Below are 18,240 nucleotides of genomic sequence, written 5' to 3' on the forward strand. Positions count from 1 at the left end.
ATGCTTAGTGAATGTTGTTTGTATTTTATTCTAGGCAGAGGAATTTCACACCCTGAGAGATACGCTACATGAAGCAATCAATCAGTCGGAAAATGAAATTCCTCTGCCTAGAATAAAATACAAACAACATTCACTAAGCATAGATAAAAGGAATCGTGCGGTAAGATAAAACTTTCAGATCAAAAAAAGAAAACGAGCACGAATCCCCCAGACTATTTAAACTAAAACAATAATATGAGCTTAATAGAAGATCTTAAATGGCGACATGCATGCAAAGGCATGAATGGAGCCAAAGTTCCACAAGATGTAGTAGAAAGAATACTTGAAGCAATCAACCTCACCCCTACTTCTTTGGGAATGCAGGCATTCAAAGTATTTGTAATAGAGAACAAAGAATTAAAAGAAAAGATATACAATGAAGCATGCGAGCAACAGCCAATTACGGGATGTTCTCACCTACTGGTATTTGCTTCATATACACAAATTACAGAAAAGTACCTTGACGACTATTTCGATTTGATAAACAAAAAACGGAATCCGAGCAAAGAGTGGTGCGATAAATATAGAAAAAAGATAGAATTCTTTATTGAAAAAAATGGCAGCAATGTGAAAAATTGGCTTTCTCAACAAACTTATATCGCACTGGGAGTGGCGTGTACAGTTGCAGCGAACGAGCGCATTGAGACACTTCCTATCGAGGGCTTTGACAGGGATGCATTGAACCGTATCCTCGACTTACCAACACAGAACCTTTCTGCAACATTTATTCTTCCTCTGGGATACAAAGATGAAAACCTCGACTGGCTCCAGAATCAACCAAAAGTAAGAAAAGACCTCAACGACCTGATTGAAGTCATCAAATAATTTTCTGTGAGAATAATTATCTTTTTATATACAGATACTAAACAAAAAGCGGGGAAATAAGGTTACAAATAGAAACAGGGTAAAAACTGTCACTTTTGTCACTTTTTACATTATTGGAAATGACAGAAAAGAAATATAGTAATCTGAGTTGGAAATATATCCAGCATATATTTAGTATTATCAGTAATATTCCTATGATAACATTAACCAGATTACTATATAATTATAACTTTGGCAACATCCTCTATCTTTACAAGATACCGGAATGGATACTGGTTTTGAATACAATTTGCGGACTGATCGGAGTTTTACTTGCAGTCAGGCTAATCAAAGACAAGATAAGCGCATGGACAGTAATACCCGCCAACTTCGGGCTTTTCTGCATCTGCATTTTGATTGAAAGTTTCCTAGCATAATAGAACTATAAATTAAATAGTTATGAAAAAAGAAATTCTGAAAAGGATAATTGCAAAACCCGGAGAAAAGCATAAAGTATCCAACTTCAAAACAGATTACACCGCCGGATTATCAAAACAGAAAGGGGAAAAGCTTCTTGAAGAAAGTATAGATAAACTGTCGAAACTGCAAGATAAACTTTATGCACAAGACCGCTATTCTGTGCTGATCATATTTCAAGCAATGGATGCTGCGGGAAAAGATGGCACAATCAAGCATGTGATGTCGGGTATCAACCCGCAAGGCTGTCAGGTATTTGCCTTCAAGCAACCATCGGCTGAGGAACTCGACCACGACTATCTGTGGCGCATCTATAAATGCTTACCCGAGCGCGGAAGAATTGGTATATTCAACAGGTCTCATTACGAAGATGTACTCGTAGCAAAGGTTCATCCGGCGATTGTATTAAACGGAAAATTACCCAATATCACAAAGACGGAAGATATCGATGATAAGTTTTGGGAAAAACGTTACAGGCAGATAAACGACTTTGAAAGGCATCTGACTGAAAATGGAACAATCGTATTGAAGTTCTTTCTCAATGTTTCGCACGATGAACAGGAGAAACGCTTTCTTGCCAGATTGAATGATGAGTCTAAGAATTGGAAATTTTCGGCAGCAGATCTCAAAGAGCGTGGATACTGGGACAACTATATGGAGGCATATTCAGATATGCTGACACATACATCGACCGACGAAGCTCCTTGGCACGTTATTCCGGCAGACAACAAGTGGTTTATGCGCTATATTATTGGTCAAATCATCAGTGACAGAATAGAAGAACTAGACCTTCACTATCCCGAACTGACGGACGAAGCCAAGATAGAGATAGAGAATGCCAAGAAATCCATGTCAAAACCGCAGGAAGAAAAGCCTAAGATAAAGAAGGAAAAGAAAGACAAGAAAAAATAAAAAAGAAGGCAACGCTGATTATCTCAACGCTGCCTTTATTTAAGTAATCAATTTACATTTAGATAATTACAACCACTTCTGTCGTCTAAAATAAAAGAGAATAACGGCAACAGCGGCGATCATCAGTCCGATAGAAAATTCGTAGCCATATTTCCATTCCAGCTCGGGCATCTCTCCAAAGTTCATCCCATAAATACTTGCGATAAGTGTAGGCGGCATAAATATAACGGAGATCACGGTAAACATTTTGATGATCTTATTTTGCTCGATATTAACAAACCCGAGGAATGTGTCTTGCAGGTAGTCAAGCCTGTCGAAGCTAAAGCGGATATGTTCGAGCAGTGAGTTTATGTCCTTTATCAGAATCGTAATTCTGGCATGCAGCTCTCTTGGCATCAATTCACTTTTGAGCATACTCGATACAGCCCGCTGCTTGTCGATAATATTCTCCCTCAGCATCATGGTCTTTTCCTGCAAGTCTTTGATTTCCATCAAAAGCTCTTCGTCAGCCTCTTTTATACTGATGCTATTAGACAACGACGTAATCTGCTGAGTCATGCGTTCGATCATGTCGGCATCGAGTTCTACCCGTGTCTCCAAAATAGCGACAAACACATGATAGCCGGTAGGATACATCTTAGGATTAGCCGAGATTTTCTTTATTGTCTCGTGGAAGGACGATAAGTCCTCACTGCGGACAGTAATAAGAATATTGTTCTTTATGATAAAAGAAACCGGCTCTCTTTCGAAAGTTCCAAGTAAGAAGTTGGAATTCACAACCAATGAGTCTGCTGTCTCCATATAACGGGACGACATCTCGATCTCTACCATCTCCTCTTCTTCCTGGATATATATTTTCAGATAATCTTCTAACTCGCTTTCTATCTCCTCATCTACATTATTAAGGTCGATCCACAGAAAATCCTTAATAGGGGTGGCTTTCAAAAATTCAATGCTACGGCTCATTCGTATAACATTGTCTTTGTGATAGAATAATTTTACTTCTGACATGAGCTATTCTTTTTTAAGTGTTAGGACTTCCTTTACTTCTCACTACTTCTCCCGGGCAGAAAAGCTGAGACTATATTTGTCAACTTTTCGAAATCTGCAACCGAGAGGCGCTCGGGTCGTTCGTCAAAGATAGGGTCGGCATACGCTTCGCAATCTTTTCCCAACAGAGGCTTCATAGAGTTTCTAAGGGTCTTCCGACGCTGATTAAATCCTGTTTTCACAACAGTTTTAAACAACTTCTCATCACAGTCCAGATGTTCCCTCTTATTGCGAACCAGCTTAACCACGGCGGATTTCACTTTCGGCGGAGGGTCGAATACCTTTTCGCTCACCGTAAATAGATATTCTATATCGTACCATGCCTGTAGCAAAACACTTAATATGCCGTATGTCTTGCCTCCCGGCTTAGCGGCTATACGTTCGGCAACTTCTTTCTGGAGCATTCCTGAGCAACACGGAACTTTGTCTTTATACTCAAGAACTTTAAAAAATATCTGGGACGAAATATTATAAGGATAATTCCCTATCACACAGAATTTGTCCGGATAGATAGCCGACAAATCAAGGGTAAGAAAATCGCCTTCTACTATACGCCCATGCAAAGCAGGATAATGGTCGTTAAGATATGGCACAGAATCGCGGTCGATCTCAACAACGGTCAAGTCTTTCTCCTTTTCGATAAGAAATTGAGTCAGCACACCCATTCCCGGACCAACCTCAATTACCGGCACATCGGTAAAATCATCCAATGTATCGGCAATCCGACGTGCAATATCCAGATCTTTGAGAAAGTGCTGTCCTAAGAATTTCTTCGGCTTAACTGCCCCCATACTTATAATTATCATTATATTTGCAGCGGCAAAGGTAGTATTTATTACTGAAAATCGTTCGTATTAAAAGACCTTTATTCTGAAACCACTACATTTAAATTTGGAGAATGGAAGAAACAGATGAAGTTGTAACACAAAAGAAAAGCTCTTTATTAAACAATCTTATAAAAGTCGTATTACCCCTAGGATTAGGAATTGCGATCATATATTATCTTATTAGTAAAATTGACCCGAGTCAACTTTGGGAAATATTGAAAGATGCCAATTGGGGGATACTATTATTCTCTCTATTCTTTGGGCTTCTAGGAAATACCATCAGGGGATATCGTTGGGCTCTCTTCATTACTCCATTGAGATACTCTCCCAAAATATCAAACCTCAATTATGCAATCTATGGCGGGTACGCCGTAAACTTTGCATTGCCACGAGCGGGCGAAATATGGAGATGCGGTGTAATAGCAAAAGAAGATAACATCCCTTTCTCCAAATTATTCGGAACGATGATTCTCGATCGGATATTTGACACAATTACCGTTGCTATAATATCTTTGGTGGCCTTTTTGTTCAACATGCAATTCTTTTTGACGCAACTGGAACAAAACCAAACGACATTCAATACCATATCCGGTATATTCAAGTCCCCTTTATTATACTTAGCTATCGGCGCTGCAATAATAACCACATACATTGTCTTTAGGTTTTTCAAAGAAAATGTTATTGTACGTAAGATAAAAGGATTCCTGTCAAGTATCGCAAGTGACTTGAAAGCAATTTGGAAAATGAATACCAAAGGGCGTGTATTCTTATATACGATAGGCATCTGGGGTTCTTATTTTTGTTATTTCTACATTACATTCTTCGCTTTCGATTTTACAGCCGACTTGGGAATCACCGCCGGACTCATCGCTTTTGCCTTGAGTAGTATAAGTATGGGAGTACCATCTAACGGAGGACTAGGCCCTTGGCAAATAGCAGTAATAGCATCGTTAAGCCTGTATGGGGTAGACAAACTACATGCAACGGCATTTGCTACAGGCGTGTTTGCTGTCCAATCTATCTGGGTGATTATTTGCGGGCTGTTCGGCATTGCCATGCTGGCTTTGAAAAAGCAAAAGAAATAATTCTTTCATCATTTCCACATCTACACTTTTATATTTTAGATTTATCTAATAATATAAGAGCTTTGTACTTTCGTTCCATAGAGAAGCAAACCTCAGCTATTAAAGAATAAAAAAGTAACAATAAAATACATATCGAAAAGTGTCACTTTTGTCACCTTTTGAATAAAAAAGCACGAAAAGAATAAGAATAACAAAAAGTTATAAAAAAGAGTTTACCGTCTACTCTTTTCATTATATATGTAAAAGACTTCATCGAAAATTCTTATCTTTGTTACTATTCGTAATTTTAAAACATAACATATTATGTCTAAAGAAATACTTAAACTAAAACCGCAACAGTTGTGGAAACACTTCTACGACCTGACCCAGATTCCTCGCCCTACAGGACAGATGAAGGAGGTGACAAAATTTGTCATCGATTTCGGTAAATCACTGGGACTAGAAGTAAAACAAGACAAAACAGGCAACATTGTTATCACCAAGCCTGCTACCAAAGGAATGGAAAAAGCTCCGGTAGTGATACTTCAGTCGCACTTGGATATGGTTCCTCAGAAGAACTCGAATGTAAAGCATGACTTCACAAAAGACCCTATAGAAACCCAAATAGATGGCAGCCGAGTAAAGGCCAAGTCTACCACATTGGGTGCAGACAACGGAATCGGAGCTGCCGCCATGATGGCTGTCCTCGAAGACACGACACTGAAACATGGAAAAATAGAAGCCTTGTTTACAGTAGACGAAGAGGTAGGCATGGTTGGTGCAAGCGGATTGAAGAAAGGATTTCTTTCAGGAAACGTATTGCTGAATCTGGATACCGAAGAGATCGGCGAGCTATGCGTAGGTTGCGCCGGAGGTGCAGACGTTAATGCCGACTGGGAATTTAAAGATGCAGAAGTACCAGCAGGTGATATTGCTTATAAAATATCGCTTACAGGCCTTAGAGGAGGTCACTCGGGAACTGAAATACACATGGGAAGAGCAAATGCCAACAAGCTTATGTTTTACTTCCTCAAAGAAGCAGTAAGCAATTACGAGGTGCGTTTGTCTGCCATCGATGGCGGTTCATTAAGGAATGCGATCCCTCGTGAAGCTGTAGCTATCGTTACTCTACCCGAAGAAGATGAGAAAGACTTCCTAAAACTGGTAAAAGAGTACGAAAAGATATTTAAAGAAGAATATAAAGCTGTAGAGGCAAACCTTTCATTCAAAGCAGCAAAAACAGATCTACCTAAAACGCTTATCCCAGAGGAAATACAAGACAGTGTCATCAATGCTGTTATTGGTTGCCAAAATGGAGTAATCAGCATGCTAACCGACTTTGAAGGCATTGTAGAAACTTCTACAAACTTAGCCTCTGTTAAATCTGAAGCAGGTCGTATTTCGGCGAAAATGCTGGCTCGTAGCTCTTCCGAAACACGCAAAGATGAAATTTGCTCAAGCCTCGAAAGTGTATTCGCCCTTGCAGGTGCAAAGGTATCCATCGAAAATGGTTATCCGGGATGGCAGCCGAATGCTCAATCGGATACGCTAAATATGATGGCTAAATTATACAAAGATATGTATAACGAAGATGCCCATGTAGTAGTGGTACATGCAGGATTAGAATGTGGTATCATTTTGGGTAGCACACCGGGTTTAGACATTGTATCGTTTGGCCCTACTATCTTAAACGCACACTCTCCTGATGAGTTTGTAGAAATAGATACAGTAAGCAAATTCTATAATTATCTGGTTAAAACCCTAGAGAACATAAAATAAAAGAAGAAACGGCGGGAAATTTTAAAATACCCGCCGTTTTACTTTTCTAATCTATCGTTTATATATCAATCGAAAGGGATTATTCCTCCATCCGTCAGGTCTGCTAAAGACACTTTAAAGGTTGCAGACGTTGCAGCCTTGCCTAATGCTCCTCTGAAAGTTATACGTTTACCACCTTCGATATTTCCTTTGTATATCTCCTTTTCGCCTAGAACAGTATCGCCGGTAGCAATCTGTCTTACAAATACCAGCTTCACAGTAACATCTTTACCTGCTGTTGCATGCCTATCTGTAATTATTTTGCGTTCTCTAAATTTATCAATATTCGTATTACATAGGTCACCCCATCCCCAAGATACTTCTGAGCTACGAGTAGGAATGCCTTCGGCTATGGATATTCCGGAATAAAAAGGAGTAATCACACAGCCAATTGTAGTTGTACCTTCGGGCAAAGAACATGTATTGGCATCGGTCACTTCAACGGTCACCTCAGACCACATCGGCTGTAAGGTTACCTGTATTGGCACATCCGGGTTATTCGCAGCTACCGAGAAATTAACCTTTTCGTAGTATATATATCTACTACCCATATTTCCCATTATCCATGTAGGAGGATTCTCAAAATAGTCAGTATAGAAATTATTATCCTTTACATCAATTGCTCCTTCTGTTGGAAGTGAGCTCATACCTCCGGTCGGATAAGAGATAAAAGCAATATAATAGTTACCTTCAGGGAGTTCCTCCGTTAGCTGCCCAACCATTTCTTTAAACTTCCACCCTTTCACTCCTTTGCCACTCTCTTTCTCGTAAATGATATAAAAGAGTTGATTGTTATAGGTGTCAGCTTTCAATGATTTAACATCTACACTAAAGTTAGATACATCAAACGTAACCTTATACGTTTTGCTTGTTGTGGGCACTTGTTCCGAATCATTGCTGCAAGACGCAAACAGAATAGTTGCGCATAGAAAAAATAGTAGTTTTTTCATTACGTTAATAGTTTTGTTAAGTTTATATCCGCCATTATTAATTACAATAATAATGACGCATAAAGATATACAATATAATTCATTATAGGCAATTTATAAAAGAAAAGAGAGCAAGACAATACGCCTTACTCTCTATAGCTTTTATTTTATATTTTCGTTATTTGAAGCCTTTCACTTTTTCTCGGGCTTCTGCTTATACTTAGACAATATAGCCAATATTTCGTCAGAAACATTTCCGAAAATAGAAATGCCCGAAGCTCCGTTTTCCAAAGCATATTTTATCCCGGCTTCGATCTCTTCATTATTCTTAAAGTCGGGTATATACAATCCCGCATAGAGAGGGAAACGACCGTCTATACCTCTCAATCCCTGCTTAACGGCATCACCGATCCATGGTACATCTTCTTTATAGAAACCATGATAGATCATCGGATAAACAGCATCCAAAGGCCAGTTTGTCCAATCCTGTCTTACCAAACGCTTGGCTACGTCGGGAGTCGGAAACACGGCAGCAGTAAGCGGCTTATGATGGGCTTTTGCCACATCTCCAATCTTATTCACAATTGCCGTTACAGCATCGTATCTGAAAGATTTCCACGAGAGGTTTTCCTGAGGATACTGAATACTGTCTATGTCTTTATGATATTTTTCTTTAAACTTAGCCTTACATACATCGCAATAGCAAAAATCGTATTCGGGCAATTCTTGTGTTTGAACAATACCATAAACGTCCCACAGATTAACCGCCAATATCACATCACTGAAGCGAACATAATCCATGTGGATGCCATCAACATAATCTTTAGACAATGCATTCTCTACTTCTTTGGTCAGAAACTCCGCAACCTCGGGACGAGAAGGACACATCCATCTGTAATAATCTACATACGGCGGATGATCGGCACACGATTCGCCCTTTCTGTTTACAGCTGCCCATTCAGGGTGAGTCTTCAATGCATCTCCCCTATTCATTATCCACATCCAACGGTGAGCTTCCAATCCCTGAGCTTTTGCCGCCCTATAATGCTTCTCACTATCGGCTTCGAAGAAAATGCCTGCAATACCCGCATCATGATATTTTTTATACCTCACAGCCAGTTCCTCTTCCGTATCAGAATCCTGAGGGTTAATCCACACCCAATGTTTGTAAGTATTTTCTGCCTGCTTATTACCAATATTGCTTGTACAATTCGAGAACAAAAAAGGCAATAGTAATAAGGTCAACCAGTAAATTTTAAAATGGTTTCGCATAGTTTTTTTATTTTTCATTTAGTTATCAATCCTTCTTCATTAAGATAAATCTTCTTACCCGAGGCATCTTTGATAGAAACTTCGAATCTCCTGCCGGTAGAAGACAGTTCGAGTTTGTTTCTTTTATTATCAATATCGAATTCCGACTTATCCATTTTTAGCTCTGTAAAGTTAGTTGCGTAACGCTGATGCGCACGCCTATAGTCTTGCTGCTTATAGTACACAAGCCATAAATATTGTTTTTGCTTTTCAGTATATGGCAATACAAACTGAGGTTGTTTTTCCCCTGCTTTGTTTTTCGAAAAGAATAAATAGCCCCATCTTTCAGGTCTATGCATATCGACAACACCTTGAGGAGACCATACCCAGTTATTTTCAGGTAATACCTTCCCTGCACTATCTTTTCTTTTCACATACTTATCATTTACAATATCTGTTTCCCATTGCACTCTCGAGAAGTTAATACGCCATACGTCTTTATCTTTAGGAACATTTATTGCATTCCCCAAGGTAAGAGCCCTGAAAGGAATCGCCATCTCTACCGCCCAACCGGTATCTGTATCGTCTGCCTTATTGATAGTACCCTGTACTTTTACGGCATGCTGCATCCCCTGAGTATCCCAACTAAAGAGCGCTGAACCGCCACTCCGATAAGGTTTGGGCATAAACAAGTCGAAAATATTATTATATGCATTTATCTCTATTTCAAAGTAGTTGTGGGCAGTGTTTAATGGATCTATAAACACTTCGAAATCATTATCAAAAAACACAATCTCATCGCGCTTGGTCAAGGTAGCCCATACATGCGGATCTTTTAACTCAGCCGCTATATAAAGATATGATTCGTCCCAAAGCATTTTTACACGGGTATCATAATATGGTTTAGGCTTGGCATCGCCCTCTATATCTTGAAAATGATCAGACCAAACGGCATTCAGCCACACTTGATCATTAATATCGCCATCAATTGTCGGTGCTTTAGATGCATAAGGTACTACGTAGTTTGCCGGAATAGTAAATAGGTTTTCATATCCCTTAAAGTGGTTCTGGGCATAACAAAAATTAAAAACAAGAAGAAAAGAAATAGAACAAAATAATTTTATATAATTCATTTTACTGATTTTGAAATTTAAGGATATCACGAAGTTCAGCCACCCCCTCAGAAGCACCCTTCTTTATAAAGTGTATTCCGGGCTGATGTACATTCACTTCTTTCGGGTCGATCAGATAGACAGGCACACCCGCATGCACATAATTAAGCAAGCCAGCGGCAGGATATACGTTCATCGATGTACCTATCACGACAAAAATATCGGCCGTTTGCACAATTTTCATTGCTTTTTCTATCATGGGCACAGCCTCTCCAAACCAAACAATGTGAGGACGAAGCTGCGAACCTTTTTCACACTTGTCTCCAAGGTGAATCTCACAATTATCAGGAGTCAAGGTATAAATCAACGATGGATCAACCGTCGAACGCACTTTACTCAACTCCCCATGAAGATGTAAAACATTTGTGCTGCCTGCTCTCTCATGCAGTTCATCCACATTTTGTGTTATAATGGAAACTTTATATTCTTTTTCCATCTCCACTAATCCTACATGTCCTTTATTGGGCTTAGCCTCAAAAGCAGCCTTGCGGCGGGCATTATAAAAATCAAGCACCAGTTGAGGGTTTCGGCTGAATCCTTCAGGAGTGGCAACATCTTCGATAGAGTATTGCTCCCACAGTCCGCCGGAGTCTCTAAAAGTGGCAATACCACTCTCTGCACTCATCCCTGCACCGGTTAATACAACAATATGTCTCATAAACTATTAAAAAAATGTAAGTAGCATATACAAATATAGTTTTTTCAGGGGTAATTTTTATTAAAGTCCCATGAAAAGAATTACTTTTGTTGGCAAATTTAAATAAACATTCAGTCATATCATGAAATAATACTTCTTTGACATACGAGACTGATATAAAACGAAAAGAATATGGATAAAATTAGTTACGCTCTAGGTTTAAGCATCGGAAATAATTTTCTTAGCTCAGGTATCAATAAAGTTGATTTCGACTCTTTCCTTAAAGGAATGAAGGATGTAATCAACGGAGGAGACTCTGACATGGATTATGAAGAAGCTAAACAAGTGATTAACGACTATTTCACCAAATTACAAGACGAGAAATTGAATATCAACCTCAAAGCAGGTGAAGAATTTCTATCTATCAACAAAAACAAAGCAGGTGTAGTAACACTTCCTAGTGGACTACAATACGAAATACTTAAAAAAGGTGATGGCCCTAAACCGGCTCTTACAGATCAGGTTAAGTGCCACTATCACGGTACGCTTATCGATGGCACAGTATTCGATAGTTCTGTAAAACGCGGACAGCCTGCCACATTTGGTGTTAATCAGGTAATACCGGGATGGGTAGAAGCCCTTCAATTAATGCCTGTAGGTTCGAAATGGAAATTATTTATCCCTTCTGATCTTGCTTATGGCAAAGCAGGAGCAGGGCAATCGATCGAACCGAATTCAACTTTAATTTTCGAAGTGGAAATTTTAGATATTGTCAAATAATAATTCAGTTTAAAAAATGAAAAAAATTCAAGTTGTGGCTCTTTCGGCTATTGTAGCTTTCGGAGCATTATTTACATCTTGTGGTGGAAATGTTTCTACAAACGTTCCATTAAAGACCGATCTCGATACTATTTCTTACGCTTTTGGTGCTAGCCTTTACGAGCAAGGATTGTCTATGCATCTACAACAACTAGGTATAATAGGCGATACTACAAGCATCAAAGCCGGATATCTTAGCAAAATAAGTGCAGAAACTGATGCTCAGAAAAAAACAGCATTGGAAAAAGAGATGAAAGCTAAAATGGATTCTGTAGTAAAATCAAACGCAAGAAACATCTCTGAGTTCTTAAACGGACTAAAAGAATCGTTAAATGCACCTGAATCAAAAGCTGCTTATATGGCCGGAGTATCAGTTGGAGGTCAGATATCAAAACAAATGATGCCTGGTATCATACAACAAATATATGGTCCTAATTCGAAAGAAAAACTAAACAGCGATGCATTCCTTGCTGCAATGGCTACAGCTATGAAACAAGGCAAATTTGCAGTTGCTGATCCATCTACAGTATTCAATACAAAAATGCAAGAAGCTCAGGCTAAAGCTCAAGCAAGAGAAGAAGAAGAATTGAAGAAAGCAAATGCAGGAGTAATTGCTGAAGGAGAAAAATTCCTTGCCGAAAACAAAACAAAAGAAGGTGTTGTTGCTCTACCTAGCGGATTGCAATACAAAGTTGTAAAAGAAGGAACAGGAGCTAAACCAGCTGCAGCAGATATGGTAAAAGTGAACTACAAAGGTACACTTGACGGTACTGTATTTGACAGCAACGAAGGTAAAGAGCCAATCACATTCAACGCTAACCGCGTTATCAAAGGATGGACTGAAGCTTTACAGTTGATGCCTGTAGGATCAAAATGGATTCTTTATATCCCTTACGATCTTGCTTACGGTGCACAAGGTAGCGGAGACAGAATCAAACCTTTTTCAACTCTCATTTTCGAAGTTGAATTGCTTGAAATCAATCCGAAACAATAATCTGACATTGTCAGAAAATAAGTTAAAACAACGGATTTAAATAATAATTTGGCACAAGTTCAGTAAATTATTGAGCAAAAAGCATACAGATTGTAAAAAATATCATATATTTGAGATATAATAACGATAAAACGCTCATATTATGCAAAAAATTGACAAACTTGATAAAAAGATTCTAGAGATTATATCCCAGAATGCAAGAATTCCATTTAAGGATGTAGCTCTCGAATGTGGTGTTTCACGTGCCGCAATCCATCAGCGTGTACAACGCATGATCGAGATGGATGTAATCGTAGGTTCCGGATATTTTGTTAATCCTAAAGTTCTTGGTTACAACACTTGTACATATATAGGAGTAAAACTCGAAAGAGGCTCAATGTATAAAACAGTAATTCCTGAATTGGATAAGATTCCTGAAATTGTAGAATCTCATTTTACAACGGGCCCATACACCATTCTGATCAAGTTGTATGCAAAGGATAACGAGCACTTGATGGACTTGCTGAACAACAAAATCCAAGACATTCCGGGAGTTGTAGCTACAGAAACTATGATTTCTTTGAGTCAGGGAGTAAAACGCCAGATTCCGATATCTAAATCCGAATAATCGAAACTTATTATATACTATTATAGATGAGAAGGATAATTGAAGCGAAATCAATTATCCTTCTCATTTATCTTATTATAACTTAAATAAGTAAGGTAAAACAAATGAAAGAAGTATTTTTTTAATATTTTTGTACCGTCGTTTGATAAGGATAGCCATACATGAAGAAAGAGAATATCATATTGAGGTTATTAAAGAATATTTATGTAAAGAACATACTGATGATGATTGGGGCCTTTGTGGGACTGGTTATAATCGTATTGTTTCTTCTCAATTTTTATACCAAGCATAATGAGTCCATCACTGTTCCTACCGTAAAAGGACTGCAAGTACAAGAAGCAGCGGGGATACTGGAATCGTCGGATTTGAGATACGAGATCAGTGATTCCATCTTCCAAGCGGAAGGTGCTCCCGGATCTATTATCGAACAGATACCGAAAGAGCAATCGAAAGTTAAAAAAGGGCGTACCGTATTTTTAGTTATAAAAGCTAAAAGTGTGCAGCTGGTATCTGTGCCCGAACTGAAAGACTATTCGAGAAGGCAAGCCGAAGCTCAGTTAGCTTCGTTAGGCTTTAACAAAGTAACCATACAGGAAGTACCTGCCGCTTATAAAGGGTTAGTTATATCTATTTCGTATAGAGGAAAACAGCTAACACCGAATCAGAAAATACCAAAAGGATCTCCGCTGGTAATGACCGTAGGAGCCGGAGGTGATATAAGTGAGGGAGACAGTATATCTGAACAATCTGACTCACAAGACATCGAAAAATCTTTTTTTGAATAATGATCGACGATTCATTTGATGAAATAGATGACCTTTCGGAAGACGAACTTGTAGAAGATCAGAATTCCGAGTTATTTGAACACTATCGCTTTGTAGCTGATAAAGGTCAGGGTATGATACGCGTTGATAAATATCTGGCTATGCATATAGTTGGAGTTTCGCGCAACCGCATACAACAAGCAGCCGAAGCAGACTGCATATTAGTAAATAATACTCCGGTAAAATCCAACTACAGAATCAAGCCGCTCGACGTCATATCGGTGGTTATGAATCGCCCTCCACGGGAGTTGGAAATTATACCTGAGGACATCCCATTAGATGTAGTATATGAAGATGAAGACCTAATGGTGATAAACAAACCGCCGGGTCTTGTTGTGCATCCGGGATTTGGTAATTATCAGGGCACAATGGTAAATGCTATCGCATACCGATTGAAAGATACGCCGGAATATGATTCGAAAGATCCTCGATTGGGTATTGTGCATCGGATCGACAAAGACACATCGGGACTTATACTTGTGGCTAAAAATGCTTATGCAAAAACGCATCTGTCAGCCCAATTTTTCAATAAGACAACAAAAAGACAATATATAGCCTTAGTATGGGGTAATATCACTGATAACGAAGGACGCATAGAGGCCAATATTGGTCGCAGCCTGAAAAATCGTATGTTGATGACTGTATTCCCCGAAGCAGACTACGGCAAACATGCCGTTACGCACTATAAAGTATTGGAACGACTGGGCTACGTCACACTCATTCAGTGTCAGCTCGAAACAGGACGTACCCACCAGATACGCGTACACATGAAGCACATAGGGTATACCTTATTTAACGACGAACGGTATGGCGGAAATGAAATATTGAAGGGAACTAACTTTGCTAAATATAAACAGTTTGTACAAAATTGCTTTAATATCTGCCCAAGACAGGCGCTTCATGCTCAGACATTAGGGTTTGTACATCCGCGAACAGGTCAAGAATTGATGTTCGAAGCTCCACTACCCGACGACATGGCTCAGCTAGTAGAAAAATGGCGTGGATATATAGCATATAGAGACATTTAATAAATATATAATCATTCGTATAAAATGAAACGTAATATAGCCATTGTATGGGGAGGCTATTCCTCCGAAGTTATCGTCTCAGCAAAAAGCATGGCTGGTGTTTATTCTTTTTTGGACAAGGGAAAATACAATCTGTATAAAGTAAAGATCGTTAAAGAAGGGTGGACTGTTGAGATCGATGAAGAAACTCTTCCTGTTGACAAAAACGACTTTACCTTTCATACACCGGGAAAAGAAAAGATTAAAATAGACTTTGCGTTTATCATCATACACGGAACGCCAGGAGAAGACGGTCACTTGCAAGCATACTTCGATATGCTTGACATCCCCTACTCCACATGCGGCATGATGGCATCGTCGCTAACTATGAATAAGTTTGTGTGCAACAATTTTCTTCGAAACTTTGGGATAAGAGTTGCCGATTCATTATATTTGAATAAGGATTCTAAGTACGATATAAATAATATCACCGAAAAATTGGGCTTACCCATGTTTGTAAAGCCGAATACTGGTGGTTCAAGTTTTGCAACAACTAAAGTAAAGTCCGCAGATCAACTACAAAAAGCGATTGACGTGGCATTCGGCGAAACACCGGATGTGATTATCGAAAGCTTTATCAAGGGAACAGAAGTTACATGCGGCTGTTACAAAACAAAAAATAAAGAGGTTGTTTTTCCTTTGACAGAAGTAGTTACATCAAATGATTTTTTCGACTATGATGCTAAATACGAAGGACAGGTTGAAGAAATAACTCCGGCAAGGATATCACAGGAAATAACAGAAGAGATACAACGATTAACTCGTAAAATATATGATTTGGTAGGAGCGAAAGGCATTATCAGAGTTGACTTTATCATTTCAGATAATAAGCCGTACTTATTAGAAGTAAATACCGTTCCGGGCATGACTCAGACCAGCTTTATCCCTCAACAGATAGCTGCTGCGGGCTTAAATATTACTGAAGTCTTAACAGAGATTATAGAAAACGAATTTAATGTAAATTGATACCATGAGTAGCAAATTTGACGATATAGCGCCTCTCTACGACCACGAGGTGAAGCAAGCCATTCAAGATATACTGGTTGACCCCGGTTTTCAACACGCAGTAAAATATATTATGCCCGAGATAGATTGGGCTGAGTTTTCTGCCGAAATGTCTAAATACGCAACAAAAAAAGAATTTCAAAGCCGTATGATATACCCTGTGATAAAAGCATTGGGTATGAGAGTATCATCGAGCATGAAACTCGACAACTGGGAGAGTATCGACCGGTCGGTAGAGCACCTGTTCTTATCAAACCACAGAGATATTGTGCTCGATGCCGGATTGCTAAACATTCTGCGGCACGAGAAAGGCTTTGAGACGACAGAAATAGCAATAGGAGACAATCTGCTTATACATCCTTGGATAGACAAGCTTGTGCGCCTCAACAAGAGCTTTATTGTAAGACGTGGACTATCTATAAAAGAAAGACTGATAGCGTCAAAACACATGTCTGAATATATACACTATGCCATTTCTGAGAAAAAAGAATCGGTATGGATTGCTCAACGTGAAGGACGAGCTAAAAACTCGGACGACCGCACTCAAGACAGTTTATTAAAAATGCTAGCTCTATATCCCGAAGACAAATCTTTTATCGAAAGTCTTAAGGAGCTGAATCTTATTCCGCTATCCATATCATACGAATACGACCCTTGCGATTATCTGAAAGCAAAAGAGTTTCAACAGAAGAGAGACAATCCTGATTTCAAAAAAACTCAGCGTGACGACCTTCTAAATATGGAAATCGGCATTTTAGGCAAGAAGGGCAATGTAGTATTTCGCTTTGGCAACTGCATAAATGATGAGTTGGATAAAATCACAGAACCCGACAAACGATTGCAACCCGAAATTGCAGCCCAGATCATAGATAAGGAAATACACCGCAATTATGAAATATTTCCGTGCAACTATATAGCCTATGATCTCTTCTATAAAGAAACAAGGTTTGAGGACAAATACACATCCGATCAACTGGAAGAGTTTAAAATCTATCTGGATAAGCAAATAAAGAAAATAGACCTCGACTATATCGACTACGACTTTGTATGGGATAAAATGCTGGAAATGTATTCGAATACATTAAAGAACTATCTGACTACAATAGAGTCTTGATTGCAGGATAATTCCGATCAAGGGTTTAAGTTAAAAATATATTCATATATTTGTATAAATCAAAAAAGATAGAATGATGAAAAAGTTTTTGATTTATATCGTATGTAGTCTAATTTCTGCCACATGTTTTGCTCAAGTAATAAAACAAGGTCAGAAATTTACGTCTATCCCTGTATTTGAAGGGAAAGTGACGTTTATAAAGGAAATTCCGGCAAAACCGAACTTATCCATAGAAGATAATTATAAGATACTAAAAGATTGGGCCGGAACAAAGTACGGGAAAGACCCTTTTATATCCAGTATACGATATGGTTATCAGAACCACGAATTTATAGCAAAGTCGAGGATAGAGTTATTACTACCAGCCGACTCGAAAGGAGTGCGTGAAAAAATGATTATGCGTTACCGTGTAAACGGATTCTTATTTCAGGATAAATGTGTACTGGAAATTACAGATATATCTTATCTGTATGAAAATTCAGGAAAAGGCAATCTCCTTACACGCATCATCAGAGCAGAAGACTTTATTACGAACGATGCAATAAAAGCAAGTGATGGCTTCCAAGAGCTGAAAGTGAATACAAGCAAAAGCACATTGTATTTTCTGAATGAACTTAACGAGGATTTTGAAAATATATACAAATCTCAATAAAGATTTGCAACAAAACTAAAAAGAGGTTACTTATTCAGTAGCCGCTTTTTCTATATCATGTCCCGTCCTAAAATAGGTTGACAGGATTTATACTAAAATATTATAAGAGCCGATGGATTTATATCCATCGGTTTTTTGATGTATAAAGTTAGGCGTTTTCATGTTTAACGCCAAATGC

General features: G+C 38.6%; 19 protein-coding genes. 13 read left to right on the plus strand and 6 right to left on the minus strand.

From position 1 onward, the window contains the following. Positions 1–234 precede the first annotated feature (234 nt). The 3 genes from LDB17_RS12950 (at position 235) to LDB17_RS12960 (ending at position 2,232) form a co-directional block, all read left to right on the plus strand. Positions 235–864 (plus strand): nitroreductase family protein, encoded by a 630-nt coding sequence (locus tag LDB17_RS12950; protein ID WP_252639229.1) that lies wholly within the window; start codon positions 235–237, stop codon positions 862–864. Positions 865–983: 119 nt separating this feature from the next. Next, the gene (locus tag LDB17_RS12955) at positions 984–1,280 is read left to right on the plus strand and encodes a hypothetical protein (protein WP_393925063.1); all 297 of its coding nucleotides are present in this window, start codon (positions 984–986) and stop codon (positions 1,278–1,280) included. Between the two features lie 22 nt (positions 1,281–1,302). Then, entirely contained in the window at positions 1,303–2,232 is a 930-nt protein-coding gene (locus LDB17_RS12960) for a polyphosphate kinase 2 family protein (RefSeq protein ID WP_252639232.1), read from the plus strand. A gap of 66 nt (positions 2,233–2,298) precedes the next feature. Here the strand turns inward: LDB17_RS12960 and corA are convergent, their stop codons facing one another. Continuing rightward, on the minus strand, positions 2,299–3,243 hold the full coding sequence (gene corA, locus LDB17_RS12965; protein WP_135103656.1) for a magnesium/cobalt transporter CorA: 945 nt from the start codon (positions 3,241–3,243) through the stop codon (positions 2,299–2,301). 32 nt (positions 3,244–3,275) lie between these two features. Further along, positions 3,276–4,073 carry a 16S rRNA (adenine(1518)-N(6)/adenine(1519)-N(6))-dimethyltransferase RsmA gene (rsmA, locus tag LDB17_RS12970; RefSeq protein WP_252639261.1) on the minus strand — a complete coding sequence of 266 codons (798 nt, stop codon included), beginning with the start codon at positions 4,071–4,073 and terminating at the stop codon, positions 3,276–3,278. Positions 4,074–4,180: 107 nt separating this feature from the next. Between rsmA and LDB17_RS12975 the strand changes: the two genes are divergently transcribed. Together LDB17_RS12975 and LDB17_RS12980 are read left to right on the plus strand one after the other, a co-directional pair. Then, positions 4,181–5,194, plus strand: a complete 1,014-nt coding sequence (locus tag LDB17_RS12975) for a lysylphosphatidylglycerol synthase transmembrane domain-containing protein (protein WP_252639233.1) — start codon at positions 4,181–4,183, stop codon at positions 5,192–5,194. A gap of 303 nt (positions 5,195–5,497) precedes the next feature. Beyond that, complete coding sequence (locus LDB17_RS12980; protein ID WP_252639234.1) at positions 5,498–6,952, plus strand: aminoacyl-histidine dipeptidase; 1,455 nt, start codon at positions 5,498–5,500, stop codon at positions 6,950–6,952. 65 nt (positions 6,953–7,017) lie between these two features. Here the strand turns inward: LDB17_RS12980 and LDB17_RS12985 are convergent, their stop codons facing one another. The 4 genes from LDB17_RS12985 to LDB17_RS13000 all read right to left on the minus strand — a co-directional run bounded on the left by LDB17_RS12985 (position 7,018) and on the right by LDB17_RS13000 (position 11,001). Further along, positions 7,018–7,941 (minus strand): hypothetical protein, encoded by a 924-nt coding sequence (locus LDB17_RS12985; RefSeq protein ID WP_252639235.1) that lies wholly within the window; start codon positions 7,939–7,941, stop codon positions 7,018–7,020. A 171-nt stretch (positions 7,942–8,112) separates the two neighbouring features. Continuing rightward, the gene (locus LDB17_RS12990) at positions 8,113–9,210 is read right to left on the minus strand and encodes a family 10 glycosylhydrolase (protein WP_393925064.1); all 1,098 of its coding nucleotides are present in this window, start codon (positions 9,208–9,210) and stop codon (positions 8,113–8,115) included. Then, the gene (locus tag LDB17_RS12995; RefSeq protein ID WP_252639244.1) at positions 9,207–10,304 is read right to left on the minus strand and encodes a carbohydrate-binding family 9-like protein; all 1,098 of its coding nucleotides are present in this window, start codon (positions 10,302–10,304) and stop codon (positions 9,207–9,209) included. Before LDB17_RS12995 ends, LDB17_RS12990 begins: the two co-directional genes overlap by 4 nt. 1 nt (position 10,305) lies before the next feature. Beyond that, the gene (locus LDB17_RS13000) at positions 10,306–11,001 is read right to left on the minus strand and encodes an NAD-dependent deacylase (protein ID WP_252639245.1); all 696 of its coding nucleotides are present in this window, start codon (positions 10,999–11,001) and stop codon (positions 10,306–10,308) included. A gap of 171 nt (positions 11,002–11,172) precedes the next feature. On the opposite strand from LDB17_RS13000, the gene LDB17_RS13005 reads away from it, so the two are divergent. The 8 genes from LDB17_RS13005 to LDB17_RS13040 all read left to right on the plus strand — a co-directional run bounded on the left by LDB17_RS13005 (position 11,173) and on the right by LDB17_RS13040 (position 18,062). Next, a complete protein-coding gene (locus LDB17_RS13005; RefSeq protein ID WP_252639247.1) occupies positions 11,173–11,760 on the plus strand; it encodes an FKBP-type peptidyl-prolyl cis-trans isomerase in 588 nt (195 codons plus the stop codon). Between the two features lie 16 nt (positions 11,761–11,776). Further along, positions 11,777–12,793: an FKBP-type peptidyl-prolyl cis-trans isomerase gene (locus tag LDB17_RS13010; protein WP_252639248.1), complete on the plus strand. Its 1,017-nt coding sequence runs from the start codon at positions 11,777–11,779 to the stop codon at positions 12,791–12,793. Between the two features lie 142 nt (positions 12,794–12,935). Continuing rightward, positions 12,936–13,400, plus strand: coding sequence for an Lrp/AsnC family transcriptional regulator (locus LDB17_RS13015; protein WP_006842228.1), 465 nt, complete (start codon positions 12,936–12,938; stop codon positions 13,398–13,400). Between the two features lie 161 nt (positions 13,401–13,561). Beyond that, a complete protein-coding gene (locus tag LDB17_RS13020) occupies positions 13,562–14,185 on the plus strand; it encodes a PASTA domain-containing protein (RefSeq protein WP_252639250.1) in 624 nt (207 codons plus the stop codon). Continuing rightward, positions 14,185–15,252, plus strand: coding sequence for an RluA family pseudouridine synthase (locus LDB17_RS13025; protein ID WP_252639252.1), 1,068 nt, complete (start codon positions 14,185–14,187; stop codon positions 15,250–15,252). Before LDB17_RS13020 ends, LDB17_RS13025 begins: the two co-directional genes overlap by 1 nt. Before the next feature lie 24 nt (positions 15,253–15,276). Continuing rightward, positions 15,277–16,257: a D-alanine--D-alanine ligase gene (locus tag LDB17_RS13030; protein WP_252639257.1), complete on the plus strand. Its 981-nt coding sequence runs from the start codon at positions 15,277–15,279 to the stop codon at positions 16,255–16,257. Positions 16,258–16,261: 4 nt separating this feature from the next. Beyond that, complete coding sequence (locus LDB17_RS13035) at positions 16,262–17,410, plus strand: hypothetical protein (RefSeq protein ID WP_252639258.1); 1,149 nt, start codon at positions 16,262–16,264, stop codon at positions 17,408–17,410. Positions 17,411–17,483: 73 nt separating this feature from the next. Then, complete coding sequence (locus LDB17_RS13040; protein ID WP_252639260.1) at positions 17,484–18,062, plus strand: hypothetical protein; 579 nt, start codon at positions 17,484–17,486, stop codon at positions 18,060–18,062. Positions 18,063–18,240 lie beyond the last annotated feature (178 nt).

It is taken from the genome of Dysgonomonas sp. Shenzhen-Wh21, from assembly GCF_043392705.1.
GTDB lineage: Bacteria > Bacteroidota > Bacteroidia > Bacteroidales > Dysgonomonadaceae > Dysgonomonas.